At 33.3% G+C, this 25,947-nt stretch carries 29 protein-coding genes; 7 read left to right on the top strand and 22 right to left on the bottom strand.

Going from position 1 to position 25,947, the window contains the following annotated elements; all coding sequences use genetic code 11:
* Positions 1-11 precede the first annotated feature (11 nt).
* The 4 genes from EQM13_RS06220 to EQM13_RS06205 all read right to left on the bottom strand — a co-directional run bounded on the left by EQM13_RS06220 (position 12) and on the right by EQM13_RS06205 (position 4,159).
* A complete protein-coding gene (locus EQM13_RS06220) occupies positions 12-2,057 on the bottom strand; it encodes a methyl-accepting chemotaxis protein (protein WP_128752278.1) in 2,046 nt (681 codons plus the stop codon).
* A gap of 179 nt (positions 2,058-2,236) precedes the next feature.
* Positions 2,237-2,665 (bottom strand): CBS domain-containing protein, encoded by a 429-nt coding sequence (locus tag EQM13_RS06215; protein ID WP_083381951.1) that lies wholly within the window; start codon positions 2,663-2,665, stop codon positions 2,237-2,239.
* A 62-nt stretch (positions 2,666-2,727) separates the two neighbouring features.
* The gene (locus EQM13_RS06210; RefSeq protein ID WP_071140785.1) at positions 2,728-3,222 is read right to left on the bottom strand and encodes a GNAT family N-acetyltransferase; all 495 of its coding nucleotides are present in this window, start codon (positions 3,220-3,222) and stop codon (positions 2,728-2,730) included.
* A complete protein-coding gene (locus EQM13_RS06205) occupies positions 3,185-4,159 on the bottom strand; it encodes an RluA family pseudouridine synthase (protein ID WP_114219134.1) in 975 nt (324 codons plus the stop codon). Before EQM13_RS06205 ends, EQM13_RS06210 begins: the two co-directional genes overlap by 38 nt.
* A 95-nt stretch (positions 4,160-4,254) precedes the next feature.
* Here EQM13_RS06205 and EQM13_RS06200 point away from each other — a divergent pair, with 95 nt between their 5' ends.
* Positions 4,255-4,689 carry an endolytic transglycosylase MltG gene (locus EQM13_RS06200; protein ID WP_071140787.1) on the top strand — a complete coding sequence of 145 codons (435 nt, stop codon included), beginning with the start codon at positions 4,255-4,257 and terminating at the stop codon, positions 4,687-4,689.
* Between the two features lie 32 nt (positions 4,690-4,721).
* Here EQM13_RS06200 and EQM13_RS06195 read toward each other — a convergent pair whose 3' ends face one another.
* Positions 4,722-5,276 (bottom strand): DUF6648 family protein, encoded by a 555-nt coding sequence (locus tag EQM13_RS06195; protein ID WP_200796150.1) that lies wholly within the window; start codon positions 5,274-5,276, stop codon positions 4,722-4,724.
* Between the two features lie 234 nt (positions 5,277-5,510).
* On the opposite strand from EQM13_RS06195, the gene EQM13_RS06190 reads away from it, so the two are divergent.
* The gene (locus EQM13_RS06190; protein WP_071140788.1) at positions 5,511-5,687 is read left to right on the top strand and encodes a DUF1540 domain-containing protein; all 177 of its coding nucleotides are present in this window, start codon (positions 5,511-5,513) and stop codon (positions 5,685-5,687) included.
* 28 nt (positions 5,688-5,715) lie between these two features.
* On the opposite strand, the gene EQM13_RS06185 is transcribed toward EQM13_RS06190, so the two are convergent.
* From EQM13_RS06185 to EQM13_RS06155, 7 genes are all read right to left on the bottom strand, one after another.
* Positions 5,716-6,153, bottom strand: a complete 438-nt coding sequence (locus EQM13_RS06185; protein ID WP_114219135.1) for a hypothetical protein — start codon at positions 6,151-6,153, stop codon at positions 5,716-5,718.
* A 71-nt stretch (positions 6,154-6,224) separates the two neighbouring features.
* Positions 6,225-7,175 (bottom strand): TIGR01212 family radical SAM protein, encoded by a 951-nt coding sequence (locus EQM13_RS06180; RefSeq protein WP_071140790.1) that lies wholly within the window; start codon positions 7,173-7,175, stop codon positions 6,225-6,227.
* A 43-nt stretch (positions 7,176-7,218) separates the two neighbouring features.
* Positions 7,219-8,052, bottom strand: coding sequence for an HAD family hydrolase (locus EQM13_RS06175; protein WP_128752277.1), 834 nt, complete (start codon positions 8,050-8,052; stop codon positions 7,219-7,221).
* Positions 8,053-8,071: 19 nt separating this feature from the next.
* Positions 8,072-9,373, bottom strand: coding sequence for a M18 family aminopeptidase (locus EQM13_RS06170; RefSeq protein ID WP_128752276.1), 1,302 nt, complete (start codon positions 9,371-9,373; stop codon positions 8,072-8,074).
* A 76-nt stretch (positions 9,374-9,449) separates the two neighbouring features.
* Positions 9,450-9,851, bottom strand: coding sequence for a DUF1292 domain-containing protein (locus EQM13_RS06165; protein WP_128752275.1), 402 nt, complete (start codon positions 9,849-9,851; stop codon positions 9,450-9,452).
* A gap of 85 nt (positions 9,852-9,936) precedes the next feature.
* A complete protein-coding gene (locus EQM13_RS06160) occupies positions 9,937-11,394 on the bottom strand; it encodes an aminoacyl-histidine dipeptidase (protein ID WP_128752273.1) in 1,458 nt (485 codons plus the stop codon).
* A gap of 41 nt (positions 11,395-11,435) precedes the next feature.
* Complete coding sequence (locus tag EQM13_RS06155; RefSeq protein ID WP_128752272.1) at positions 11,436-12,842, bottom strand: DNA methyltransferase; 1,407 nt, start codon at positions 12,840-12,842, stop codon at positions 11,436-11,438.
* A gap of 141 nt (positions 12,843-12,983) precedes the next feature.
* Here EQM13_RS06155 and EQM13_RS06150 point away from each other — a divergent pair, with 141 nt between their 5' ends.
* Together EQM13_RS06150 and EQM13_RS06145 are read left to right on the top strand one after the other, a co-directional pair.
* Positions 12,984-14,336, top strand: coding sequence for a transglutaminase-like domain-containing protein (locus EQM13_RS06150; RefSeq protein WP_206172888.1), 1,353 nt, complete (start codon positions 12,984-12,986; stop codon positions 14,334-14,336).
* 78 nt (positions 14,337-14,414) lie between these two features.
* Positions 14,415-15,029 (top strand): regulatory protein RecX, encoded by a 615-nt coding sequence (locus tag EQM13_RS06145; protein WP_071140797.1) that lies wholly within the window; start codon positions 14,415-14,417, stop codon positions 15,027-15,029.
* Here the strand turns inward: EQM13_RS06145 and EQM13_RS06140 are convergent.
* The 3 genes from EQM13_RS06140 to EQM13_RS06130 form a co-directional block, all read right to left on the bottom strand.
* Positions 15,026-15,523, bottom strand: coding sequence for a GAF domain-containing protein (locus EQM13_RS06140; RefSeq protein ID WP_071140798.1), 498 nt, complete (start codon positions 15,521-15,523; stop codon positions 15,026-15,028). The two genes, EQM13_RS06145 and EQM13_RS06140, sit on opposite strands and share 4 nt — an antisense overlap.
* Positions 15,524-15,590: 67 nt before the next feature.
* Positions 15,591-16,061, bottom strand: a complete 471-nt coding sequence (msrA, locus tag EQM13_RS06135; protein ID WP_071140799.1) for a peptide-methionine (S)-S-oxide reductase MsrA — start codon at positions 16,059-16,061, stop codon at positions 15,591-15,593.
* A 24-nt stretch (positions 16,062-16,085) separates the two neighbouring features.
* Positions 16,086-16,310 (bottom strand): YdbC family protein, encoded by a 225-nt coding sequence (locus tag EQM13_RS06130; protein WP_071140800.1) that lies wholly within the window; start codon positions 16,308-16,310, stop codon positions 16,086-16,088.
* Positions 16,311-16,734: 424 nt separating this feature from the next.
* Between EQM13_RS06130 and EQM13_RS06125 the strand changes: the two genes are divergently transcribed.
* Both EQM13_RS06125 and EQM13_RS06120 read left to right on the top strand, forming a co-directional pair.
* Positions 16,735-17,085 carry a hypothetical protein gene (locus tag EQM13_RS06125; protein WP_071140803.1) on the top strand — a complete coding sequence of 117 codons (351 nt, stop codon included), beginning with the start codon at positions 16,735-16,737 and terminating at the stop codon, positions 17,083-17,085.
* Positions 17,086-17,133: 48 nt separating this feature from the next.
* Positions 17,134-17,403, top strand: coding sequence for a hypothetical protein (locus EQM13_RS06120; RefSeq protein ID WP_143037691.1), 270 nt, complete (start codon positions 17,134-17,136; stop codon positions 17,401-17,403).
* 125 nt (positions 17,404-17,528) lie between these two features.
* Here the strand turns inward: EQM13_RS06120 and EQM13_RS06115 are convergent, their stop codons facing one another.
* The 6 genes from EQM13_RS06115 to EQM13_RS18915 form a co-directional block, all read right to left on the bottom strand.
* On the bottom strand, positions 17,529-18,641 hold the full coding sequence (locus tag EQM13_RS06115) for a metal ABC transporter permease (RefSeq protein WP_128752268.1): 1,113 nt from the start codon (positions 18,639-18,641) through the stop codon (positions 17,529-17,531).
* Positions 18,642-19,772: a metal ABC transporter permease gene (locus EQM13_RS06110; protein WP_128752267.1), complete on the bottom strand. Its 1,131-nt coding sequence runs from the start codon at positions 19,770-19,772 to the stop codon at positions 18,642-18,644. It abuts the gene before it with no gap.
* 7 nt (positions 19,773-19,779) lie between these two features.
* Positions 19,780-20,481: a metal ABC transporter ATP-binding protein gene (locus tag EQM13_RS06105; RefSeq protein WP_071140809.1), complete on the bottom strand. Its 702-nt coding sequence runs from the start codon at positions 20,479-20,481 to the stop codon at positions 19,780-19,782.
* Positions 20,482-20,543: 62 nt separating this feature from the next.
* Entirely contained in the window at positions 20,544-21,485 is a 942-nt protein-coding gene (locus EQM13_RS06100) for a metal ABC transporter solute-binding protein, Zn/Mn family (RefSeq protein WP_071140807.1), read from the bottom strand.
* A 210-nt stretch (positions 21,486-21,695) separates the two neighbouring features.
* Positions 21,696-22,790 (bottom strand): tetratricopeptide repeat-containing glycosyltransferase family 2 protein, encoded by a 1,095-nt coding sequence (locus tag EQM13_RS06095; protein ID WP_071140808.1) that lies wholly within the window; start codon positions 22,788-22,790, stop codon positions 21,696-21,698.
* Between the two features lie 67 nt (positions 22,791-22,857).
* Positions 22,858-24,291 (bottom strand): BclA C-terminal domain-containing protein, encoded by a 1,434-nt coding sequence (locus tag EQM13_RS18915; protein WP_206172886.1) that lies wholly within the window; start codon positions 24,289-24,291, stop codon positions 22,858-22,860.
* A gap of 342 nt (positions 24,292-24,633) precedes the next feature.
* On the opposite strand from EQM13_RS18915, the gene EQM13_RS06085 reads away from it, so the two are divergent.
* A complete protein-coding gene (locus EQM13_RS06085) occupies positions 24,634-25,191 on the top strand; it encodes a DUF4489 domain-containing protein (RefSeq protein ID WP_071140810.1) in 558 nt (185 codons plus the stop codon).
* Between the two features lie 168 nt (positions 25,192-25,359).
* Here the strand turns inward: EQM13_RS06085 and EQM13_RS06080 are convergent, their stop codons facing one another.
* Complete coding sequence (locus EQM13_RS06080; RefSeq protein WP_071140811.1) at positions 25,360-25,944, bottom strand: hydrolase; 585 nt, start codon at positions 25,942-25,944, stop codon at positions 25,360-25,362.
* Positions 25,945-25,947: the final 3 nt, after the last annotated feature.

The raw sequence follows: 25,947 nt of genomic DNA, 5'->3' as shown, positions 1-25,947 counted from the left end.
ATTAAATAATTTTATATTTTGAATTGAGCAACCATTTTTTTTAATTTTACAGAACTTGACTTAGATGCTTCGGCTTGTTTAACAATTTCATTTACTTTCGAAGCAACATCTTCTGTTTTCTGTGCGATAAGTGTAGTACTGTTTGCACCTTCCGAAGTAGTTGATGCAATTTCATCCATAGCTGTAGTCACATTTTTGACGGATACCAGGAGTTTTTCAGTTGTAGCATTAAAATCTTCTGCAAGTTCGTTAAAATTAACAGCATCTTGGCTATATTGATCGCCGACTTTCACCATTTTTTTATAATCCATTATTACCTGTTTATCTATAAATTCCATCACTTGCTTTGAACTGTCTACAAGGTTTTGGACGGAGTCAATTGCTGGTTTTGTTATATCTTGTATTAAGTTTACCGTAGTTCTTGAACTTTCCGCAAGTTTTCTGATTTCATCGGCAACAACCGTAAACCCTTTACCGGCCTCACCTGCTCTTGCCGCCTCAATAGAAGCATTTAATGCAAGTAGATTTGTTTGTGACGTTATGGCCAAAATTGAATCAGACAATATATTTATCTTTTCAACTTCTTTGCACTTTTTAATAGCATCTTTCATTTTTTCTTGTGTAATGGAATAAATATTATGTGCATTTGTCTCGGAAGATGATGCTACTTTCATTATTTCAACGGCCCTTTTACTGATTTGATTAGAAGTAATCGCGCCTTGCTCCGCCTTTTTTGCAATATGTTCTATAGCTGCTTCCAAATCAATAGAGGTAGCATTTACTTCCTCAGTCGATGCTGAGGTTTCTTCCATGCCTGCAGATAACTGCTGCGTAGCTGCAGAAACATCCTCAATCTGTAAATTCAAGCTGTTAATATGTTTATCAATAGTAATTGCAGAATCATCGACAATGTCTGATTCCACCATAACTCCGGCAACTATTTCCTTTATTGACTGCTGCATTTTATTCATTGACTTGGCTAAGTCCCCAATTTCATCTGTCAACTTTATGATATTTTGAGGTATTGGCTCAGTAAAATCCTTATCGCCCATTTTCTTCACATATCCTGAGAGAACCAAAATAGGTTTTGCTATTTTAAATCTGGAAAACCACCCAATTAATATGGCCATTAATACTAAGGTCCCCATTAAAATAATGAAATAATTTGTCCTAAAAACGGATAATTCGTTATAAAATAATCTTTCAGGCGCAGATACGGCAAGTACCCAGTTTGAATTTACCAATTTTTTAAAAGCAATAATTTTGTTTTCATTCTTAAATTTAACAGTAATTACTCCAGAATTTTTTGACAGTAAAGTTTTAAACATTTCCTGTAAATCCCTTAAATTTAGCCCTTGGGTCTCTACTATGTTTTTAATTTTTGATTCTTGGCCACCTGGATTTAAAATATCAATTCCCTCCAACTCTTCTATAGGGTGTGAGATAAATGACCCTGAGGTCTCATTGCCGTAAATCAAAAACGCATATCCCTTGCCATTCAAAACTTTCATATTATCTACACTGCTCTGCAAAGTTGCCAAGAATATATCCGCTCCGACCGCTCCGACGATATCTCCTTTTTCATTTGTTATTCGAACTGAAGGCGTAATAACTATTTTCTTAGTTATCTTATCTATGTACGGATCAGAAAATACAACTGACTTACTTTTTTGTGCATTTTTGTACCAGTCACGGGTGACAACATTATAATCCGACGGCGGCGTCCAACCTGAACCATCCAGCATATTGCCGTCTGAAAAGCCTATATACATATCAGTCATGTCCGGATCCTTTTTATAATGCTGAACATAGTCAGCAGTAATCTTCTCAGGAGCAGTATTGCTTATAATCATAGCTGTAGTCTGCAAATCCTCGGCTTTTTCCAGAAGCCAATTATTAAGTAAAGATACGTTAGTAGTTAATTCCGATTTAACTTGAGAGTTAATTCTTTCTGTCAACTGTTTATTAATATTTGTATATCCGTAAAAAGCTATTATTGATAACAAAACAAAAAAAATTATCGAAAATCCAAGTACCATCTTTGTCGTAATTTTCATTACTATATCCTCCTCTTCTCTGATGTTGAAATAAGTTTATGAGCATTTCAGGATATTTTAAGTTTATCAAAAATCTATTAGTAAAATGTTAAGAAAAGGTTAAGAGGAGGTTAAGAGGGCAGTAAAAAAGGCTTTCTTAATATATTAATGATTCAATGAAAGCCTTTTTTTATATAGTTTTACATCTCAGGTCTTGCTGGCTCCGATATATTTGATAAAGCGTCTCCTGCTTTATCAGCGACATGGTCTGATACTGCTATGTCTCCTAAGGCAAGGATTCCTACCAGCCTTCCGTTATCAGTTACAGGTAACCTCCTAATTTGATGATGACTCATAACATTAGTTGCCTCTTCAATACTTGTTTCAGGACTAACAGTAATAGGATTTTTAGTCATTACGGATTCCACCGTTGCTCCGTTGTTGTGCCCTTGGGATATTCCCTTGACTACAATATCTCTGTCTGTTACAATTCCCATAAGATTATTGGAATCGTCACAAACAGGAATACTTCCTACATTAAGTCTTTTCATCTCATCAGCAACTTCTCCAAGAGTACTGTTAACTCTTACTGATTTCGCAGGAGATGTCATAATATCATTAACTTTCAATATATCACCCTCCTTAAATTTAAAATCAGTAATATGATATGTAGTTTTTCTTTTTTTAAACATTAAACGTTTAAATTTAACGTCTCATTAACTCTTTTGAACCCTATTCTATTATAAAATCTAATTGCCCTGATATTTTCCGAATTTACATTTAGTCTTACATTAGAAATTCCATTTCTTCTAAACCACCTTATAGCTCGGTTCATTAGAGACTCAGCAACTTTACTTCCTCTAAATCTCTGACAGACAAATATATCACTTATATAACCTGATTTGGGAACGATAAAAATATTGCTTAAAGCAATTCTCACTTCTCCTCTTAAGAATCCTATTCTTTCGTTATTTTCTTCTGCAATTAGAAATATTCTATTGGCATCATTTAAATCTTCGCTATATAGGTTTTTTATATTTTCCTCCCAATTTTCAGTAAGATGCATATAATCCAAAAAATTTCTATGATAGTCGGATAACTCTTTCCACATTTTGACAATATCATCTATATCCTCTTTTTTCGCATCCCTAATATTCACATTTCCACTCCCTTTCAATTTTTTCAAGAACTTTTCCGCCCTTTGCTGTAAATTCCTTCCCATTTAAATATTCCAAAGGGTGAGAAAGTCCATTAAATATAATTTTATGTGCATAAAGAAATTGGCTGTTAAGTCCATATTCTTCTCTGAATCGTTTGTTCACACTATTTGATCCATATTTTGTATCTCCCACCAAGGGATATCCTATAGATGAAAGATGTGCTCTTATCTGATGAGTCCTTCCTGTAATCAGTTGGATCTCAAGAAAAGAATATCCTTTTTCCTTTTTTAGTAGCTTTATATCCGTTATTATCTCTTTAGAACCTTCCACTTTATTTTTATATACTTCTACTTTGTTTTTTCCCTCATCCTTAATCAGGTATCCCTTTAAAAGAAAATCTCCTTCTACTTCTCCTTTCACCATACATATATAAAACTTTTTTATATCTCCATTTTTAATTGATTCATTTATAATCTGAAGAGAAGAAAAATTTTTAGCTCCGATTATTATCCCACTTGTATTTCTGTCCAGTCTATTACATATAGAAGGAGTAAAAGTTGTTTCCAGGTTAGGGTTATACTCTCCTTTTCTGTGAAGATATCCGATTATCTCGTCCACGATATTATCCTCATATCCTTTTTTGTCCGAATGGGAAAGAACCCCTTTGGACTTATTCACTAAGATAATATTATTATCTTCATAAATTATTCTCGGAATTATAGGTAATTTTATCTCTTCCTTATCAATTAAAAACTTTTCAATGGTTTCTTCCGAAAAAAAGAGTTGAATTATATCACCCTCTCTAATAATATCTTCGGGATTTACTCTTTTGTTATTTAATTTAATATTTTTCTTTCTGATCATTTTATATATAAATCCTTGAGAAGCTTTTGCCAAATATTTTTTCAGAAATCTATCAATTCTTTGATTACTTTCATTTTTCTTGATTTTTATTTCTCTCAAATTTGTCTCACCTTTTTCTCTATGTTATGTTATAATCATATTATATATAAAAACTCAATAAAACCATAATCTTTTTAAAAAAAGAGGTGGAAAATTTGAAAAAATTTGGCGAACGTATGAAGGACTTTATGTATGATGCCGTTGATTACATACTGATTATATTAACAATAGTTGTAGTAGCCGGAGTTATAACTTGGAGATTAAATATTATGTTCAAAAAAAATACGGCAGATAAAAGTCCCGCAACTAATGAAACTATTTCTTCCGATAAATCCCAACCTTCAGATAAAGATAACAAATCAGATAACAGCAAAGAAGCAAATATTGTAAATGTCAAGGTAGTAATTCCTCAAGGATCTCCTTGCCCCGATATTGCGAATATTTTGCTTGAAAAGGGACTTATAAAAGATAAAGACGAATTTCTCGCCAAAGCGAAGGAAATGAATTTGGATACAAAACTTAAATCCGGAGAATATGAAATCAAATCAAACAGTACAATTGAAGAGATATTAAGTATGATGAGCAAATAATTAAAATAAAAAAGCGGGGAAAATTCTCCCCGTTAATATTTTTCATTTATATAGCCGTCAATTAATGAAACTTTCTCCTCATCCAAAAAAACTCCCTCTTTCTTAAGAGCCTCCATCAACCACCTGCTCTTCGAATGGAATATGGCATCCTTATGATCTATAAGAACTATTTCATAAAGTTTATTTTTGAGATATTTTGATTCCACTTTTATAAAATAAGCTACCACTTTTTCATAATTTAAATATTTAAGAAGCTGAAATGTAGCTCTATCCTTTTCATGATAATAATAATCTCCCTTGTTTATATAATAGACATAATACTTTTCATTTTTTCCGCTTTTTTTAATTTCCTTAGCAAGCATAGTATAATATTTTGCTAATACATTATAATATTGGTAATTATACATCCCCTTTTCATAACTGTCTATTTTAGAAAAAGGTTTGACATTCATGTTCTGGACAAACTCAAAATTTCCCTCTAAAAATTCTCTTTTACTTATATCTCCATTTTTATACTGAATGATAAGAGAATTCCTGTTGCTAAAAAATGTATCAAAAATGCTTTCTTTTTTATGGTACGTCGACAATTTAAAACACCCTATCTAATGTCTTAATTATTTATATTATATTATTTAAAATAAATCCATATGTTATGTTAAAAAATAAAATTAAATTTTTCCCTTTATTTAAGTATATCACTTTTATATATAAGTTCAAATATTCTTTTGTAATAAAAACTTTTCCACTATTTTTTAGAATACTTTATTTAAAAAAGTACAAAATAATTATAGCTACTAAAAATATAAGAAAAGAGGTATTGTATGAAAGCAAATAAGAACAATTCACCTATTGAAGGAGTTAAATGTGTAGTAAACACTTGTTCATATCATATGACTGGGGACTATTGTACTGCAGAAAAAATTGAAATACAACACAGGAATGCATCATCTTCTCAAGAAACTGATTGTGCAACATTTTATCCCAATACAAAAGGATAGACTAAAAGGCAGGAAATATTTCCTGCTTTTAGTCTCCCGCTACTTCTATAATATATTCAGATGACTTATAAGGAATTTGTTTAAGTTTATAATCTGAACCTACTCCCAAGCCAATATAAAAATCAACTCCAAATTTCTCACTCAACAAATTTAATTTCTCTATTAAATAATCTATATCCTTTTTCTCAATTTTAATCAGCTTATATATACCATCTACATAAACTTTATCCAAATCGTAATCCATACTTAAAATTCCACATAAAAAGCCATAGAATGATTCAATATCTTCAATATTGAATTCCATGGCATTTATAAGCCTCACAAGATAGTCAAGGCTAAATATGTGATTATGGTCTATTGCTACAAAAACAATGTTTCCGTTTCCGGCTTTTATGTCTGCATTTGACATCTCTATCAGTTTTTTTGTCTTTCCGCTGCCCTTTTCTCCGCAAATAAACTTAACCATTTTAACCACCTCCACATTGATAATTACATATTATTATTTTATTCTACATCAGACTCTCTTTTCCCTTTATTTTATTTTATATTTTTAAAATTTTTTAATGCCTTTCCTGCAAGATAATGGCATTTCTTCCCCTGATAGGTATTTCTTTTTTCCATTTCTTTTGTTATCTCATCTCTTATCTTCCACCAGCTTTCATTCCAATTAACAAACAAAGAACCTTCTTCCGGTGCTCTTCCTATAATTCTCTGTATTACGATGTCATCCTTTAACCATTCCAAAAACGTAATTACACGTTCAATATATTCATCCTTTGAAATCAATTGAATTTTCCCGGACTTATACATGTCTCCGAGAACAGTCCCATTTAAGATATAAAGCGCATGAAGTTTTACTTCATTTACATCCAAAGCAGAAAGTATTTTAGCAGCTTCCACTACATCATCCATAGTATCCCAAGGTAAGTTCAATATGAGATGTACACAGGTCCTAATACTGTATTTTTTACACATTAATATGCTGTCAATAAATTCAGCCAGAGTATGCCCTCTGTTTATTATCTTAAGGGTATGATAGTTGACTGTCTGAAGTCCTATTTCCAAAGTAATTTCTAAATCCTTTTTCTTGCTTAAATCTGACAGATACTCTAAGTATTCTTCCCCTATACAATCGGGTCTGGTAGATAAGGATATCCCTACTATATCATCATCTATTGAATTTGCTATCATCTCTCTAAAATAATTCATGGGAACATAAGTATTTGTAAATTTTTGAAAATAGCTTATAAATTTATTCGCTTTATAATTTTTCCTTATATAATCTTTATTCTTCAATATCTGTTCTCTTATTGTTAAATAATTAGGAAGGTTTTCAAAAGAACCTCCCTCTTCCCCACAAAAGATACATCCTCCATAGGACAGCACTCCGTCTCTGTTCGGACACGTAAGGGGAAGATTGATAGGAAGTTTATATACCTTTTCTCCGAATCTTTCCTTCAGATATTGAGAATAAGAATTATATCTCAATTTGTGCTCCACCAAATCACCTTCAAGAATTTTATTATTTATATTACAACCTTAATACTTTCTTTAAAGTAAGCCCTACTCCATCTTGATTATTATCAGTCTCAGTAATTATATCTGCAGATTTTTTTACCGACTCTGTCCCATTTTTCATAGCAATTCCCAGCCCTGATTTTTCAATCATCTCTATATCATTATCATCATCTCCTATAGAGATAATTCTATCAGGGAATATCCCTTTACCCATTGCATATTCTCTAATACTCAACCATTTGGAGCCTAAGGGATTCATCACCTCGAGAAAACCTTGTACAGACATGTTCTCCATCATATGAAATCTATATTTATGAGGATATAAACTGTCCATCTCAAATTTAAATTTCCTAAGTTTATCTTTATTTCCCATATAAACTACAGTAAGTACCCTTTCAATATTACCATACAAAAAATCATCGACTTGAACGCATCTGCTTTCATTTTTCCCAATATAATTATAATATCTGCTGTCATCTTTGTTTAATTCAATAAATAAATCCACTCCTTTATCATATCCGTTTGCATGAACAATAGAAAATAGGTCTCTCTTTCTGCCTTCTCTAATAAGAGTATGAAAATCTTTAATATTTAAGTACTTTTCTATAAGCACCTTATCATCCTTTGTATTCCTTACAATATTTCCATTGTTAGCAAAAATAACAACATCCTCTTTTAAATCCCTTATCAAGTTCTTTGCCGAATAATATCTTCTTCCTGTAGCTATTATCAACTCATACCCTTGATTTATGGCGGATTTAAGAACCTTTAAATCTTCCTTGGAAATTTTTTTGTCATCTGTAAGCAAAGTTCCGTCCAGATCGATAGCTATCATTTTGAACTTCATATTTTCTCAACCTTTTAAGCTATATTTTATATAGTTCCTTAAAAACTTTATACATATAATAATGGTCGTAAACTCCTCCCAGTTCTTTTATGGAATGCATGGCAAGAATCGGATTGCCCACATCAACGGAAGAAATGCCCAGATGAGTTGAAGAAATAGGACCTATAGTTGAACCTCCCCTCATATCTGATCTGTTCACGAATATCTGCACAGGAACTCCTGCTCCATTGCATAAAGATTGAAATACAGTGCTGCTTACACTGTCAGAAGTATAAGATTGATTGGCGCTTATTTTTATGGCCGGTCCTTTGTTAATAATGGATCTGTTTGTCGGATCTTGCTTTTCGGGATAATTAGGATGTAGAGCATGAGTCATATCTGCCGAAATTAAAAAAGAATTATTAAATGCTCTGAAAAAATCCTCCCTGTCCTTTTTTAAAGAAATACATATTCTTTCCAAAAGGTTTTCAAGCATAGGGCTGTCCGCCCCTTGTTTTGTGGAACTCCCTACTTCTTCGTTATCAAATAAAACCAATACATTTGTTTCATTACTCGGTTCGCTATCAATCAACGCTTCAAGTCCTCCATGAACCATAGCCAAATCATCCAACTTCCCACAAGAAATAAATTCATCATTAAGTCCCGCTATACACCCTTTTTCATATTCGTATAAAAATAAGTCGAAATCCCCGATTGATTCAGGATCTACTCCTATATTTTCACTTATAAGGTCCAGAAAAGCATTATCTTTTTCAAATTTTTCATTAATAACAGACAAAATGGGGAGTGTTTCTTTTTGAGTATTTAATTTGATACCATCATTTACCTGTCTATTCATGTGTATAGCCAGATTAGGTATTACGGCTATAGGTTTATCTATATTCAGCAAAAAGGTTTCCGGGTTAAGAAAATTTTTCTCTTTTACAGAAATTCTTCCTGCGATGGAAAGAGGCCTGTCCAACCATGTATTTATAATGGGCCCGCCATACACTTCTGTATTTAACTTCAGATATTGATTTTCTGTTTTTATTTCACTATGGGGTTTTATTCTAAAGGTAGGAGAATCCGTGTGTGCTCCGATTAGTTTAAAACCATATTTCCCCAGTTCTCCTTTTCCTACAACAAATGCTATAAGAGCAGAATCATTTTTAGTAACAAAATATTTTCCTTCTTTTTCTAAAACCCATCTTTCCCCCGAATTCAACTCTTTAAATCCATTTTTTAATAATACACTTTTTACATTATTGACTACATGGAATGAGCTTGGACTGTTATTTACAAAATCTAAAAGTTTGTAAGAAAAATCCAATTCTTTTTTCAATTAAATCACCCTTTCTTTTTATAAAAATTTAATTAAAAGTACTTCAGTTTTTAACTGAAGTACTTTTAATTAATAATCATTCATCATAATCCTCATCGTCCTCGTCGTCTTCATCTTCATCATCATCTTCGTCATATTCGTCGTAATCCTCATAGTCCCCTTCTTCATCAGCATAAAACGTATAGAAAGCCTCCGAAACCGATTCAAATTCATCTTCCTCTTCAATTGAAGAAAGTCCAAAGCCATCCTCATTTTCTTCATAATTGTACAAAAGAACTTGATCATCGTCAATAGAAAGGAGAGCGATATATTCCTTTCCATCAACTTCAAAAATTCTTATAATGCTACATTCTATCTCACTTCCATCATCCAATGTTATATAAATTATATCCGTATCATCGTCATGTTCACATCCGCAATCATGGGAATGTTCAGGATGGTCACATCCGCAATTTTCTTCATCAAATTTTTTATTCATAATCATTCTCCTTTTCATTATATTTTGTATTAATTATATGCATATAATACCCTATTTTAATCTATGAGTATATAAAAAAATGAAATTATTTGATTTTTTTTAAAACCTCTGTTAGCAATTCCCAAGTTCTTTTAGTGGAAGAGATACTTAATCTCTCCTCAGGAGTGTGTACCCCAACCATATCTGGTCCTAAGGATACCATATCCATGTCTTCAAATTTTTCTTTAAAAAGTCCACATTCAAGACCTGCATGAATAGCCTCAATTTTTATATCCTTTCCATAAATATCTTTATAGGTATTTTTAAATAAATCCCTTATATATGAGTTGGGATTATATTCCCATGCAGGATAAGAAGAATAGCTCTCCCATCTTCCTCCGGAAACTTCTCCTGCTATTTTTGTTATTCTTGATATATATTTTTGCAGACTCTTTTTTGAACTTCTTATAGACGATTCAAAAATTACTTCTTTTTCTGTAGAATGTACTATTCCAATGTTGGAAGAACTTTCTACAAGTCCTAAAATTTCTCCGCTCATAGTTTTCACTCCATTTGGAGTAAGCATCAAAAAATTTATTATATTATCCGATGTACTTTTGGAATATATTTTGTTAATCTCCTCTGTATCTAAATTTAACGTTATTTTTATATTCTTGTCCGTACATCTCAACTCATTTTTTAATTCATCCTCAATAACACTGATTTCTTTTTTTAATATTCCCGTTTTACCCTTTTCTACAACAATTCCTGCTTCTGCAGTACGAGGAATAGCATTGGTTTTAGCTCCACCAGATATTCTGTACAAATTAATTCCTAATTTTTCATTAATTGAATTAAGTATCCTTCCCAATATCTTATTTGAATTTCCTCTTCCCTTATTAATTTCTGCTCCCGAGTGTCCTCCCAGCAATCCTTCGGTTTTAATAATATAGCCTTCCATTTCCTTTTTATTTTCTTCCCATATTATAGGAATCGTTACCTTGTTTCTTTCTCCTCCCGCACAACTGACAAGAAGAATCCCTTCTTCTTCGGAATCTAAATTTATCAATATTCTTCCTCTTATAAATTCAGGGTTTAAACTCATGGCACCATTCATCCCTGTTTCTTCATTAGTAGTAATAAGTACCTCTAAAGGAGGATGGGGAATATCTTTAGATTCGAGTATAGCCAAAGACATCGCCACAGCAATTCCATCATCGGCTCCGAGAGTTGTTTCTTTTGCTTTTATAAAATCGCCTTCTATAAATATTTCAATGGAATCTTTTGAAAAATCATGATCAGCTCCTTCATTTTTTTCTCCTACCATATCCATATGTCCCTGTAAAACTACTACCGGAGAGTTCTCATAACCTAAAGTTCCTTTTTTCTTAATAATTACATTTAAGGCTTCATCCTGTATAACTTCCAATTTGTTCTTTTTGGCAAAATCTACTAAGTAATCACTTATCTTTTTCTCTTCCCCCGAACATCTTGGTATTTTAGTTATTTCCTCAAAATAATAAAATACTCTTTCCGGATCTAATTTTTTCAAAATTCTTTCCATGCCCTCGCTCCTTTCATTTTTAAAATAAAATCAATTGTATATTATAAATTGATTATTTTAATTTTTTCATTTCCAAATACATCTATCAATTGTACCGCTATATTCCTTTTTTTTAAGTTTTTCTCCAATTTTAATAGTATATTCTTATTAAAAGAACCTCTCTTATTTCCATAAGTCCTATAGTGCTCCTGCTTAAAAGAGAAAAAAGCTCCCTTATAGTCCGTATCCACTGCTATATATTCCACAAATTCAAAAGAGTCTTTCTCTAAAATATCCTTTATCTTTAACCAATATTTCCTATTAACAGGAAGTTTTGATATGTCTTTTATTTCATAATCCTCTATTTCTATTTCCAAACATTCATTAAAAAAATCCCAGGGACATCTTTTTTTTATTTTAATTTTGAAGTCAATACTGTCGTCTTCCTCGTGAGGTATTCTATATAAATTAAATCTATTTGCCCTTTCTTCAATAAGTCTCTCCTTCATCACTGCAATAGATGTCGCTCCCAGATCTGACATTATCCATTTTCTTTTAAGTTTCTCTGCCACAACTCCGGTAGTACCGCTGCCTGCAAAAAAATCTGCCACAATGGAATTTTCATCTGTAGAAGATAAAATAATTCTCTCAAGGAGTTTCCTCGGTTTTTGAGTATCATAACCCACCCTTTCTTTTGATGTTCTTCCTATCATGTCTATATTCCAAACATCCTTTGTGTTTACATATGTATACCAGCCAATATCGTCCTTAAATTCTTTTACTCCCTTAAATCTATAAGGTTTTAATTCTCTGTTATAGGATTTTTCTTTCTGAACATTAAATATATAATTTTTAGTCTTTGAATAAAATAAAATAGTATCGTGTTTCTTAGAAAAATGTCTTTTACCTACTCCTCCTGATTTATAACTCCATATTATCTCATTAACAAAATTTTCTCTTCCAAATATTTCATCCATTAATACCTTTATATAATGAACTATATGCCAATCCAAATGAACATATATACTGCCCTTAGAGCTTAAAAGATCCCTCATCAAATATAATTTTACGGTCAACTCTTCAAGATAATTTTTTATTCCTTTTCTCCATCTGTCTTCATAAGCAAAATGTTTGATGAAAATATCTTTCTCTCCATCATTTAGTATAATTCTCCTGTTATAATTTGTTTCAGAAAAAAAAGGAGGATCTATATATATTAAATCAATTTTCCCTTTGTAACCATTCTTTAAGAGGAATTCCATTACTTTTATATTATCGGCATAAAAAATTTTATTTTGCCAATTGTCTGTACTATGTTCGCTTTTCCTTACTTTGTCTTCTTCAAAGGCAGTTACTTTTTCATATAAAGAAAAATTTATGTTTTCAGAGGAATTTAGTATCTTATCTCTTTCTCTTTTCCCATAAGATATGATTTCCTGTAATTCATTTATTATAGACGCTTTGTTCATATTTACCTCCACATAGAATATATTCCCATATGATATTCTATATATACTTCTAAAAACCTTCTAAAAATAAAATTCTTTTTCTTTATAAAGTATAATATCTGTTATATAATCAAGATAAACATCAACAGCGGAGGGATGATTATGAATAAATTAAAATTTCTTACGGTAGATCTGCCGGAAGATTTAAAGAACACCGTTTATTTTGGAGATTTTCAAAAATCTCAGAAACTTATCGATATTTATTTAAAAAGAAATATTCCCGACATTTTAAAACAACGACTAATCTTTGAAAGAGGCAGAATCGAAAGATTAAAAGAAGATTATGATTTTACTTACGAATCTGCCTTAAATTACGCCCAATCAAAGATTAAAAATTTTACAAAAGAAGAACTCGAATTTTTAAAGGATGAAAGATATGCCGATTGGATATATATAAATGGTAAAATAATGTTTCATCACAGATTCTTGGAGAATATTGTTAAAGTAAATTCTGATTTTAAGTCAAGATTAATACAAAAAGAAGAAAATTCCTCAGGAAGTTCTCTCTTAAATAAAACAGTAAAGGAAATAATTGAAAAAGGAGAGAAGAAATATTTCATTCAGGTCATGGCAGGAATTAAATTGGATAAGGAATTATCAAGAATAGGAGAAACTGTAAATGTCCATCTTCCTATACCCCGGGCAGCAAGGCAGATTAAAGATATAAAAATATTGAGTACCTCTCATAAAGCAAAATATATCTCACCCCTTCAATACCCTCAAAGAACTATTTTCTTTGAAGAAAAAGTTAAGGGAGGGGATACATTTTTCGTAGAATATTCATATGAAAATCATATAAAATACGTTAATCCGGATCCATCAAAGGTATCGGCATATCAGCCTAATTTCTGTACCGAAGAATGGCCGCCTCATATAAGATTCACTCCGTTTCTTGTATCTTTAGCGAAGGAAATAGTAGGAAAAGAAACCAATCCTCTGTTAAGGGCAAGGCGTATATATGATTATATTACCGAAAATATACAATATTCATATATGAGACAATATGCAGCAATTACAAATATACCCGAATATTGTGCATATAATCAAAAGGGAGATTGCGGAGTACAGGCCATACTATTTATTACATTATGCCGGATAATCGGTATCCCTGCCAAATGGCAATCCGGACTTCATGTGGATCCTTACTCAGCGGGATGTCATGATTGGGCTGAATTTTATGTTGAACCTTACGGTTGGCTGTTTGCCGATCCATCCTTTGGAGGAGGAGCTTTAAGAAATAATGATAAGGAAAGATGGAATTTTTATTTTGGAAATCTTGACCCCTTTAGAATGGTTGCTAACTCAGATTTTCATTATGATTTCTATCCGGAAAGAAAATTTTTAAGGCATGACCCTTACGATAATCAGGTCGGAGAAATAGAATACTCCGACAGGCCCTTGAAATCCAATGAATATAAGACCTTTGTTAAATCCGTTGAAGTTCACGAAATATAACAACCACTCAAATATAATTATCTCAGTGGGAAAATTTTCTTCTCACTGAGATAATATTTAAGGAGAATAGGAGAATATATGAAAATAACGAAAATAGAATCTCAAAAAAATAAAGAACGGGTAAATATCTATATAGATGATAGTTTTGCCTTCGGCTTGTCTTCGGAGATATCATATAAATATGACTTAAAAGAAGATATGACGGTTTCTCAGGAATGGGTAGAAAATGTTTTAAAGTCTGAAGAATTGAATAAAGGAAAAAATTATGCTTTAAATCTTCTTTCCTACAGATGGAAAACAGAAAAGGAAATTATAGACAGGATGTCCGAAAAAGGATATGAAAAAGAAATAATTGAAAATACTGTCCTATATTTAAAAGACCAAAATTTAATTAATGATAGAAGATTTGCAGAAATATATTTTGAAGAAAAAAGTAAACTTAATGGATTGGGAATTAAAAGAATTAGATATGAATTATCTATGAAGGGAATATCAAAAGAAATATTGGAAGAAGTAGTTAATGAAGAATCTGATGAGGAATTTGAAAGAGCCTTGGAATTGGCAAATAAAAAGATATCGTCCTATAAAAATGACTCAAAGGAAAAAATATACAGAAAATTAGGAGGATATCTTCAAAGAAAGGGATATTCATATGATTGCATAAGAAATGTTTTAAATAAAATTCTCTTCTAAACTGTTTCCCAATCCACATGATCAATTAATATCGTTACAAATTTCAAAAAATATTTTTCTTCCAATTCAGTAAACCTGCTTTTTTCAGGGCTGTCCAAATCCAGTACTCCGTAAACTCTGCCTTTTTTAATTATTGGAAGAACAAGTTCCGACTGAGAAGCACTGTCGCAGGCAATATGGCCGGAAAACTGGTGTACATCATCTACTCTCAATACTCTTTTTTCCTCAACTGCTGTTCCGCATACTCCACTTCCTATCTCAATTCTATTACATGCGGGAAGCCCTTGAAACGGTCCTAAAACCAAAACTCCGTTCCTCATTATATAAAACCCAGACCAATTAAGCCTGTCGACACAGGACATGATAATTGCAGAAGCATTTGAAAGAATTGCTATGCTGTCTTTTTCCGAACTAACTTGTCCCTTAAGCAAAATATTCATATATTCTAATTTTCCCTCATCGTTCATGCCATTGACCGTTTCCAGTTTAAACATATCATTTCCTCCCCCTTAAATAAGGTATAGCTGTCTATTCCTATTCCTCATATTTTACTTAATTCATCTAAAATTTAATATGACAATATCCATTCGGATTCTTTTTCAAATATTTTTGGTGGTATTCTTCCGCGTCGTAGAAACATTTTAATGGCTCTATTTCCGTGACTATGGGTTTTTCATATTTATTTTTCTCTTCTTCCAAGGTTTTAAGTATAATCGGCAAATCCTTCTCATCAATGTAATAAATTCCTGTTCTGTATTGCTCTCCTGTATCTCCAGCTTGCCTATTCACCAATGTAGGGTCAATTATTTTCCAAAACCTGTGAAGAAGTTCCTCAAGGGTGATTTTATTTTCATCAAACTTTACATAGCATGATTCGGCGTGACCTGTTGTCCCAGTACATACTTCCTCATAAGAAGGATTAGCTTTGATACCGTTAGCATAACCGACCTTTGTATCTACAACTCCTTCTATTCTCGACATATATTCTTCCACTCCCCAAAAACATCCTCCTGCAAAAACTATATCTTTCATTTCTTTCCCTCCTCATTTTTATACCTAAAGCTCAAGATCAATTAATATATCTCTTAGCCTTTTTAATTCATCTCTTGTAAAAGTGACTCCTTTACCCATCTTTTCATGACTTGAATCCCAGTCTCTGATATCATATTTAGGCTCTCTGCCATTCCAGCTTATTAAGTTCAATTCCTTCTGCCACTTTTTATCCACGCCTGAAATCACCCCTATTTTTTCGATAACTTCATATTTGATTTCATTTGACATTGCTATTCTCTCCTTCTATATTAGAAAATATTATTTTCTTAATAAATTAAATCCGCCTTTCTATTGGCGAATATGATATCTTCATATTATGAATACTATTTTACCGCATGTCTTGTAATTAAATCAACTAAAAATTTCATATTTATGATTTAAAGATTTCTAAAAAATGTTTAGCGGCAGTAGAAATATATCTGATCCTGAAGGTGATACTGCTCCTAAGCCGGGTTTGGGGTGGCTAGCCCAACAAACAATTTTTGAGATTTTCCCGTACAGGAAAATCTTAAAAATGTGTTGGTGTATATACACCAGCCCTGCTTGTGCAATAGTGACAAGGGTAAAAAGCGGCAAATCATTTATTTTTAGGAATGCGACATACACATGTCGCATTCCATGAGATATAATAAAGGCAAAGGAGGGAAAAAGGATGTCATTTTCTGAAATATGTATTTACCAAGTCAAGCCAGACAAAGTTAATGAATTTGAAACTCTCATGAAAGAAGCTGTCCAATTCATGAAGCAGTTAGAGGGTGTATTACTGCTACGCTTTATTAAAAGAACACACAATATTAACGATTTTTCTTTGATCAAAGAGGGACTTCCACCACATAAGGTAACCCGTATTGTAAAGAGTGTTCGTTATATGCTTTATTGGGAGTTTGATACTATTGAGAACTATGGTACTGCACAAAAAAGCCTGTACGAAAGCTATTGGAAAGCTATCGAAAAATGCTTGGTAGTGCCACATGACAAGTATTTAGGGGAGGAGTTGTTTTAATGGATTTAGCATATTGTGGTTTGAATTGTGGCGAATGTCTTGTTTACCTTGCCACAATTCAACAATAATGATGAAGAACAAATCAGATTGGCAAAAGAGTATTCAACTGACACTTGTGTATTTTCAAAAGATGATATGTTTTGCTTGGGTTGCCATTCTGATACTCATTCAGAAAAAATGTGTGGGGACTGTGCGATTAGAAATTGCGGCGTAAAAAAATCTTGTAATATTTGTGCTAAAGGTAGCAAGGAGGGCGATATTGTGTCCACCTTTGCCCGCTTGCTTCAACATGATGCCGATAAGCAAGGCAGAGTTTGAAACAAGCATTCTGTCAAAGCGACATCCTTTCCAACGGGCGGTAACAGCGGTATAATTAGAGTATACATTATCGTCTGTTGGCTGTCGGATAGAGATTAATTTCATTAAAAATTAATCTCCAATTCTTAAAATAACTGACTCATACTTTTTATTCCATATTCTCTTCCCGATTTGGTTAACTTTATTACGTTATCTTCTATACATATTTTTTCTTCCCTTTTTAATTTTTCTACTATAAAATTCAAAAAATCATTATCCCAATGAAGATGATCTTTAATAGTATTTACTCCGCATTCTATATACTCATTATCAGTGCCTTCATGGTTATATATATGAAATATCAAAGATTTCTCCGCGAAATCTACTTTTTGATGTTTTCTTCTTTTTATAGTAGTCAAAAGTCCTCTCTCAGGAGCAAATATAAATACTATTAAAAATATTGTCCCAACCATAATTGCCATAGACCCTGCTATGGATATATCAAAAATGGATGCAAATTGATATCCTGATATTCCACTTGCTGCTCCTGCCAAAGCTGCTATTAAAACCATGTGTTTTAAATTATCTGTAAGAAGGTATGCTATTACGGGAGGGCCTATCATAAATGCTACAACCAAAATTGAACCTACTGCTTGAAAAGACCCTACTGCCGTTATAGAAACAACTGTCATAAGAAGATAATGTATTAGTATTGGAGAAAATCCCAAAACTGAAGCTAAGGTAGGATCAAAAGTTACTATTTTTAATTCCTTGAAGAATATAGTTACAAATAAAATATTCATAATAAGAATTGCTCCCATGGAATAAATAGCTTTGGCCCCTATATCTATCCCAAACACTCTCATCCTGTCAAATGGAGCAAAAGCCAATTCTCCTAACAATACCGAATCCGTATCCAGGTGAACCAAGCCTGCATATTTTGAAATTATTATAATGGCTATACTAAAAAGAAATGGAAATACAATTCCTATAGCCGAATCCTCCGACATAAGCCTGGTATTATGAAGCATTTCAGTTAAAAATCCAGTAAGAACTCCTACTGCGGCGGCTCCTATTATAAGCAGAGGCGATGTAAGACTATGGACCATAAAAAAAGCTATTACTATTCCAAGCAAAATTGTATGGGTTATTGCATCGGACATCATTGACATCTTTCTCAGTACTAAAAACACTCCCGGAAGAGAACACGCTACCGATACTATTACCGCAATAATTTGAATTTCCAACTGTGGCTGCATTTATTCTTCCTCCTTTCCAAAATAATCTTGAACGTATTTTATCCCCTCTTCGGTAATCTTCCATTTATCAAAAATATCTTTCTGTACAAGATTCCTTTCCGACAAATTCTGTAATATATAAACAATCTGTGATTCTCCTTTTACTTTTGCACTATAAGGTTTTATTGCCGAAATTTCATGACCGTGATACAATTCCTTGTGATTCATTGCTAAATTATATAAATTAATTAAAATCTTATCTTCGCTTACCTCTTTTTGATTTTTCCTTTCTTTAAAATATTTCCATATAAGCCCTCTGTTCGGTGCAAATAATAAACTTATCATCACTATTACACTTATAACCATTACTATCATAGGTCCTGTGGGAAGCTCGGATACTATTGAACTTAATATAGTTCCTAAAATTCCCGATATTGCTCCAAACATTGCTGATAATATAACCATAACGGAAAGTTTATCGGTCCACTGTCTGGCAGCCACAGCCGGAGCTATAAGCATAGAACTCATCAAAATAACTCCCACAGTTTGAAGACCTACAACTATAGTTGCTACTGTTATTCCCGAAAGGATCATAGTTATTTTTTTGACTGAAAACCCAATACTTTCTGCAAATTCAGGATCAAAAGAAATTATTTTAAATTCCTTCCAAAATATAATAATCAAAGTTATTATTATAATTCCAAGGACTCCCATCATCCAAACTTCTCTTTTCAATAAAGTTGACGCCTGACCAAAAATAAATTTATCCAGTCCAGCTTGATTTGCATTTGGTATTTTCTGAATATAGGTCAAAAGTGCTATTCCACCTCCGAAAAAAACAGAAAGTACTAAAGCTAAAGCACTATCAAATTTTATTCTTGAATATCTTACTATAAAAAGAATTAAAAATGTAGCGGCAAGACCGGACATCAGAGCACCGAAAAGCAAAAATTCAGTTGTCTTAGTTTGAGTAATAAGAAAAACCAAAGCAATTCCCAAAAGAGCCGAGTGAGAAACCGAATCTCCTATCAAGCTCTCCTTTCTGATAACCGCAAAACTTCCCACAACTCCGCTTATTATCCCTAAAATTCCGGAACCCAATGCTACTATTCTTAAAGTATAATCTCTCAAAATTATCTGTAATATATCCATACTATCCCTACCTTTTCAAAATTTGTCCGGTACTTCTATAAGTTTTCTTTAAATTCTCTTCAGTAAATACCACATTAACAGGACCGCTATCTATTATTTGAGTATTCAGCAAAGTTACCCAATCAAAATATTCCGGAACAGTTTGAAGATCATGATGCACTACTATTACAGTTTTGCCTCTTTCCCTTAGTTCCTTTAAAAGAGATATTATCGCCTTTTCAGTTTTCGCATCCACTCCCTTAAAGGGTTCATCCATAAAATATATATCAACATCTTGAACAAGAGCTCTTGCAAGAAAAACTCTCTGCTGCTGTCCTCCGGAAAGCTGGCTTATCTGCCTGTCTGCAAATTCCTTCATTCCTAATTTCTCTAAGGCTTCTATTGATTTAATCTTATCATCATGAGAAGGTCTCTTTATCCATCCTAATGCTCCGTAACGCCCCATAAGAACTACATCCAATACATTTGTAGGAAAATCCCAATCAACACTCCCGCTTTGAGGCACATAAGCTATATGGCTTCTCTGTTCTTTATATGGTTTACCGTCAAATAATACATTTCCTGATATAGGTTTAATGAGTCCAAGCATAGCCTTAATTAGTGTAGATTTCCCTGCTCCGTTAGGGCCTACTATTGCCATTAAAACCCCTTTTGGTATTTTAAGATCTATATCCCATAAAACAGGTTTAACCTGATATACCACGGTCATATCTTCAACTTTTACTATATACTCATTATTGTCCACCTTTTCATCCCCTCTACTTTAATTATTTATTTTAATGCATCAACAATAGTATCAATATTATGTTTGAATGTGCCTATATACGTCCCTGCACTGGTATCCGGGTCTCCCAGAGAATCCGAATATAATTCTCCTCCGATTTTAACCTGAAAATTTTTAGCTTCCACAGCTTCTTGCAATGCCTCCATGTTTTTCTTCGGTATTGAGGTTTCAATAAATACGGCTTTAATTTGATGTTCTACGATAAAATCGGACAACTGGCGTACATTTGAGGTCCCTGCTTCAGCTGAAGTACTTATACCCTGAAGCCCTTTAACTTTAAACCCATATGCTTTCGCAAAATAATTAAATGCATCGTGAGCAGTTATAAGTATTCTTTTATCTTCAGGAATTTCTGATACTCTTTTAACTATATAATTATTCAGTTCTTTTAGTTCTGAAAGATAACTCTCTAAATTGGCATCGAATTCTTTCGAATGTTTTTTATCCAGTTTCTTTAATCCTTTTGCAACCTCTATTGCTTCATCTTCCCATATATTTACATCGAACCAAACATGAGGGTCGTAAACATTTGAATCACCATCAACTTTAATCAAATTTTTTTTATCTATTCCATCAGCAGCACAAACTACCAGTTTGTCTATATCTCTCAAATTTTCAAATACTTCTCCCATTTTTCCTTCCAAATTTAGACCTCCATATACTATCATATCAGCTTTTTGCATTAGTATAACATCCCCTGCACTTGCTTTATACAAATGAGGATCTATCCCCGGTCCCATTAAGCCATAAACGTCTATGTATTTACCTCCTATTTTCTTTACCAAATCTGTAAGCATAGTTGTAGTAGTAACTACTTTGTATTTCCCATTATCTTCAAACATATAATCTTTATTTCTTATATTTCCGCATCCCGTAACAGTAACAGCAATAATCAAAAAAAATAAAATAAAAGTCGCAAATTTCTTCATAAACTATGTTCCTCCCAAAGTTCCGATTTTCTTATATGGTAAAACTATAATTAATATAATCAAAAAACAACCAATATTATAATACCCCACCATTCAACAAAGAAAACAGTTATACAATTATACAACACTAAATAAAATATATAAAATTCTAAAACCCGCATATCCTCTATATCGAATTATACGGGTTTATTATCATATTATCACCTGTTATCACAATCTGCTCGAAATCGACAACACCTTTTCCAAGAACATCTTGTTTTGCTTTACCATATTACTGTTTGGAGCATATTTTTCTGCAATTTTATTATGGCGGTATGCTTTCTCGTATTCTTCCTTTGCAGAATAGCAAACACATAGCTGTATATGAGGAAGCCACGTAAAACATATATTATTTATCAATCCCCAGCTATTTTCTTCTAAAGGAAGATTGGTCGCCAAACTATACCAAAATATAGCTTCATCGTATTGCTTATTGTTTAAAAAATGATATCCTACTCTACAGCAGAAATCAGCTCTGGGAATCCCATACTCGAAACTTTTAAATGAATATCTCAATTCATTCTTGAAATCACCTATTCTGTAAAAACAATCCGCCAGATTGGCACAAGCAGTTTTTTTATCTTCCACCCAGCCATCCTCTGTTTCCAAAAATTTTTTATACTGTGCTATGGCCTTAGGAATAAAGTTATTATAATAAAGCTCATTCCCATAATAAAATATATCTCTCGTATTAAACATTTCTCCATTCTTCAATCTGTTCTCATATATTTTTAAATTTCTGTCTCCACTGTTTTTTACCTTTTTATGATATATGGAAATATTTGAATTTATAATGTTGCCATAAACATTCAAATATTCATGAACCGCTCCAATCCACATATAATTGTTTGCTCTTTTGACAAGTCTGTTTCTGCGTAAAGAAAATACAGAATTCCCATCTTCATCTTCTTCTAATACATAATTCATAGTAACTGAATCTATTGTAGTATCAAATTTACTTTTTAAGTCTATTAATTCTCTCATATCTTCTTCTTTCATTATATCATCTGCATCCATCCATAATATATAATCTTTTGTTGCTTTTCCAAAAGAAAAATTACGTGCTTTTGAAAAATCATCTTCCCAGGGGAAATCATATATATGTGCATTAAAATTCTGAGCTATATCTTTGGTTTTATCTGTTGAGCCCGTATCGACTATTACTATCTCATCAACAGCTCTTGCCACAGAATTTAAACATCTATATAATACATCTTCTTCATTTTTTGCTATCATGCACAAACTAATTGTAATATTTTTTTTCATAAAATCCTCCTTTAAAAGAATAGCCCTTTAAAAATTCAAAGAGCTATTCTTTTATTAAAAAATCTTTCTAAACCATTTTTACAAGTAATGAAACTGAAACTGCAGAACTAAGTGACAGTGTTGCAGATATTAAAGAATTATTTACTATTGATATTGAATCTCCAGCTTCTAATGATAATATTCCCTGACCTTTAACCTGACCTAAAGCTACTAAGGCAGTATAGTTAATCTCCGTCTGAATTACTGAATTTACTGCTATTGCAAATGTTGCATTAACACCCACGGTTGTTGATACTAAAAATTCTATTTCATAATCTCCAGTAGCATTTACTATTACATCAGGACTTGGAGCGATATGTGTCAATCCAACCACTACTCCATCATTAGTCAAAGGAATCTCAGCTCCGCCGAGTATTATGCCTGTTCCTAAACTTGTTCCAGGTGAATAGAAATATCCATAAGTTGACAATCCTCCCGCAGGTCCTGTCGGTCCTGTCGGACCTACTGGTCCTTGTATTCCTTGTGGTCCTACCGGTCCTTGCGGTCCTGTCGGTCCTGCAGGTCCTGTTATACCTTGTGGTCCTTGAGGCCCTAAAGGTCCTTGAGCTCCTGTTATACCCTGTGGCCCTTGTGCTCCTGTTGCTCCTGCTGGGCCTGCTGGTCCCTGTGGTCCTGTTGCTCCCGCTGGGCCTGCTGGTCCCTGTGGTCCCTGCGCTCCTGTTGCTCCTGCTGGGCCTGCTGGTCCTTGCGGTCCTTGTGGGCCTTGAGCTCCTGTTATACCCTGTGGCCCTTGTGCTCCTGTTGCTCCTGCTGGGCCTGCTGGTCCCTGTGCTCCCTGTGGTCCCTGTGCTCCTGTTGCTCCCGCTGGGCCTGCTGGTCCCTGTGGTCCCTGCGCTCCTGTTGCTCCCGCTGGGCCTGCTGGTCCCTGTGCTCCTGTTGCTCCTGCTGGGCCTGCTGGTCCCTGTGGTCCCTGCGCTCCTGTTGCTCCCGCTGGGCCTGCTGGTCCCTGTGCTCCTGTTGCTCCTGCTGGGCCTGCTGGTCCCTGTGGTCCCTGCGCTCCTGTTGCTCCCGCTGGACCTGCTGGTCCCTGTGGTCCTGTTGCTCCTATTGGTCCTTGCGCTCCTACCGGACCTTGTGGTCCTACTGGTCCTTGTGGACCTTGTATTCCTTGCGGACCCGTTATTCCTGCTGGTCCTTGTGGACCTATTGGTCCTTGCGGTCCTTGCGCTCCCGTTGCTCCTGCTGGACCTTGCGGGCCCTGTGGTCCCTGCGCTCCTGTTGCTCCTGCTGGTCCCTGTGGTCCCGTTGCTCCTCTTGGTCCTGGAGGTCCTTGTGGTCCTCTTGGTCCTGGAGGGCATACTATCTCTATGCATTTACAGTGATCTGGTCTTTTGCACTTACACGGATCCGGTCTTACATATTTACGCGGTTCCGATTCTACGCAATTACAATTTTGATATTCCACATACTCTCTATTTTTAGAATCTATTCGATAACCCATTAGCATCCCTTCCTTATTATTCTTTTAATCTGCATACATTGTTTAAAATAAACTATATTCATTTCTCGGTATAAATTATGTAAAGTTCACAAATTTGTTACACCATTTCTACCTTACGTCCAAAATTTTTATATATAAAATAAGAAAGCCTTTCTTGAAACACACTTTACGGAAAATTTATATTTAAGGTAAAATATATCTTTACCATGGGCCATAAAAACAAATTTTATTTAAAATTGTTGTGTAACATTATTTTATATGTTTAATATATTATAATTAGAAAAGCAGATAAGCAAATAAAATATATAAGAAAGGTTAATTTAGAAGAAAGGGGTTATATATATGAATAGAATTCAAGGTCCTGTTAATAAAAATCCAGGAAGCAAATTTTACTTTTATCCTACAGAATGTTGTGAGGAGCCTAAGCCATGTAAATGTCAAGAACCTCATCAAACAACATTTAATTGTGCAAACGTATCAGGTGCAACTTCTATACCAATAATAAATATTTTAGATTCTACACCTGTTCCCAAAACTTTGGGTACCGTTTCTATAGATTTAGAGTGTTTTGATAAACCAAAAGTAAAATTAAGCTTTTCAGCACTGGTTAGTTTTGGAACAGCAATTGCTCTTGGTTTCACTCTAACTTTCAGAGTATTTAAACGATGTGGAAACGTTCCGGAAACAGAAATTTATACCTTCGACTTATTCCAAGGAGTTGCAGTAGCTATAGGAAGTACTATACCAGTAAACTTTGAAGTATGTGACGGTGATTTTTGCGGCAGTGATTGCTGCACATATAGAGTATCTGTAGAAGGATCTTCATTGTTAGCAGCAGTTGTTGGAACGTTTAATGTTACTAATGGAGTATTAACTGTTTTGGCAACTGAGCATTGTTAATTACTACTATTAGAAAATTTAATTAATATAGCATTAATCGTATTAAAAACAGATAGGTGAATATATTAACTATTAGCATGGTTATCTAATTATAAAAAGGTGAATTTTCTACAATTATAGAAAATCCACCTTTTTTATAATTCAGATGAAAATCGTGTTTTCCTTAATTCATTCCTCAATTGAACCTTTTAAGTTTATTTCTCCGGCAACATCTCTCATCCCTTTAATTGTTTCTTCTATCATAAAATCTAAATCCATACCAAGAAGTTCTGCTCCTCTTTTTATTGTCTCTCTGTCAACTCCTGCAGCAAAACTCTTTTGCTTCCATTTTTTCTTTACCGATTTTACTTCTAAATCCATAACACTCTTACTTGGTCTTAAAAGGGCCGTAGCCGTTATCAAACCAGTTAATTCATCTATGGTATATAATACTTTTTCCATCCTTTCTTCGGGTTTTATATCAACGCAGATATCCCAGCCATGGCTTTGTATTGCTCTAATATAATCTTCGGGCCAATTTCTTTCAGTCAATATTTCTTTAACCTTTATACAATGCTTATCAGGGTACATCTCATAATCCAAATCATGAACCAATCCTATAATTCCCCATTTATTTTTATCTTCACCAAATAGCTCTGCAAAATGAACCATTACGGCTTCGACTGCCAGTCCATGATGTATTAAACTCTCCCCCTTGTTATATTCTTTTAATAATTCAAAAGCTTCCTGCCTTGTTGGTATATGCTTTTCCATATA

The sequence above is a fragment of the Acidilutibacter cellobiosedens genome, assembly GCF_004103715.1.
In the GTDB taxonomy this organism is placed as follows: domain Bacteria; phylum Bacillota; class Clostridia; order Tissierellales; family Acidilutibacteraceae; genus Acidilutibacter; species Acidilutibacter cellobiosedens.
Note: the sequence above shows the minus strand (reverse complement) of the source record. Positions and strands in the feature narration are given on the sequence as shown.

Excerpts from the sequence above, each read along its gene's own strand:
- EQM13_RS06220 (WP_128752278.1), bottom strand. The coding sequence starts at position 2,057 with ATGAAAATTACGACAAAGATGGTACTTGGATTTTCGATAATTTTTTTT.
- EQM13_RS06190 (WP_071140788.1), top strand. The coding sequence starts at position 5,511 with ATGAAAGCAAATAAGAACAATTCACCTATTGAAGGAGTTAAATGTGTA.
- EQM13_RS06185 (WP_114219135.1), bottom strand. The coding sequence starts at position 6,153 with ATGGTTAAGTTTATTTGCGGAGAAAAGGGCAGCGGAAAGACAAAAAAA.
- EQM13_RS06175 (WP_128752277.1), bottom strand. The coding sequence starts at position 8,052 with ATGAAGTTCAAAATGATAGCTATCGATCTGGACGGAACTTTGCTTACA.
- EQM13_RS06165 (WP_128752275.1), bottom strand. The coding sequence starts at position 9,851 with ATGAATAAAAAATTTGATGAAGAAAATTGCGGATGTGACCATCCTGAA.
- EQM13_RS06160 (WP_128752273.1), bottom strand. The coding sequence starts at position 11,394 with ATGGAAAGAATTTTGAAAAAATTAGATCCGGAAAGAGTATTTTATTAT.
- EQM13_RS06155 (WP_128752272.1), bottom strand. The coding sequence starts at position 12,842 with ATGAACAAAGCGTCTATAATAAATGAATTACAGGAAATCATATCTTAT.
- EQM13_RS06150 (WP_206172888.1), top strand. The coding sequence starts at position 12,984 with ATGAATAAATTAAAATTTCTTACGGTAGATCTGCCGGAAGATTTAAAG.
- EQM13_RS06145 (WP_071140797.1), top strand. The coding sequence starts at position 14,415 with ATGAAAATAACGAAAATAGAATCTCAAAAAAATAAAGAACGGGTAAAT.
- EQM13_RS06140 (WP_071140798.1), bottom strand. The coding sequence starts at position 15,523 with ATGTTTAAACTGGAAACGGTCAATGGCATGAACGATGAGGGAAAATTA.
- msrA (WP_071140799.1), bottom strand. The coding sequence starts at position 16,061 with ATGAAAGATATAGTTTTTGCAGGAGGATGTTTTTGGGGAGTGGAAGAA.
- EQM13_RS06130 (WP_071140800.1), bottom strand. The coding sequence starts at position 16,310 with ATGTCAAATGAAATCAAATATGAAGTTATCGAAAAAATAGGGGTGATT.
- EQM13_RS06125 (WP_071140803.1), top strand. The coding sequence starts at position 16,735 with ATGTCATTTTCTGAAATATGTATTTACCAAGTCAAGCCAGACAAAGTT.
- EQM13_RS06115 (WP_128752268.1), bottom strand. The coding sequence starts at position 18,641 with ATGCAGCCACAGTTGGAAATTCAAATTATTGCGGTAATAGTATCGGTA.
- EQM13_RS06110 (WP_128752267.1), bottom strand. The coding sequence starts at position 19,772 with ATGGATATATTACAGATAATTTTGAGAGATTATACTTTAAGAATAGTA.
- EQM13_RS06105 (WP_071140809.1), bottom strand. The coding sequence starts at position 20,481 with ATGACCGTGGTATATCAGGTTAAACCTGTTTTATGGGATATAGATCTT.
- EQM13_RS06100 (WP_071140807.1), bottom strand. The coding sequence starts at position 21,485 with ATGAAGAAATTTGCGACTTTTATTTTATTTTTTTTGATTATTGCTGTT.
- EQM13_RS06095 (WP_071140808.1), bottom strand. The coding sequence starts at position 22,790 with ATGAAAAAAAATATTACAATTAGTTTGTGCATGATAGCAAAAAATGAA.
- EQM13_RS18915 (WP_206172886.1), bottom strand. The coding sequence starts at position 24,291 with ATGGGTTATCGAATAGATTCTAAAAATAGAGAGTATGTGGAATATCAA.
- EQM13_RS06085 (WP_071140810.1), top strand. The coding sequence starts at position 24,634 with ATGAATAGAATTCAAGGTCCTGTTAATAAAAATCCAGGAAGCAAATTT.
- EQM13_RS06080 (WP_071140811.1), bottom strand. The coding sequence starts at position 25,944 with ATGGAAAAGCATATACCAACAAGGCAGGAAGCTTTTGAATTATTAAAA.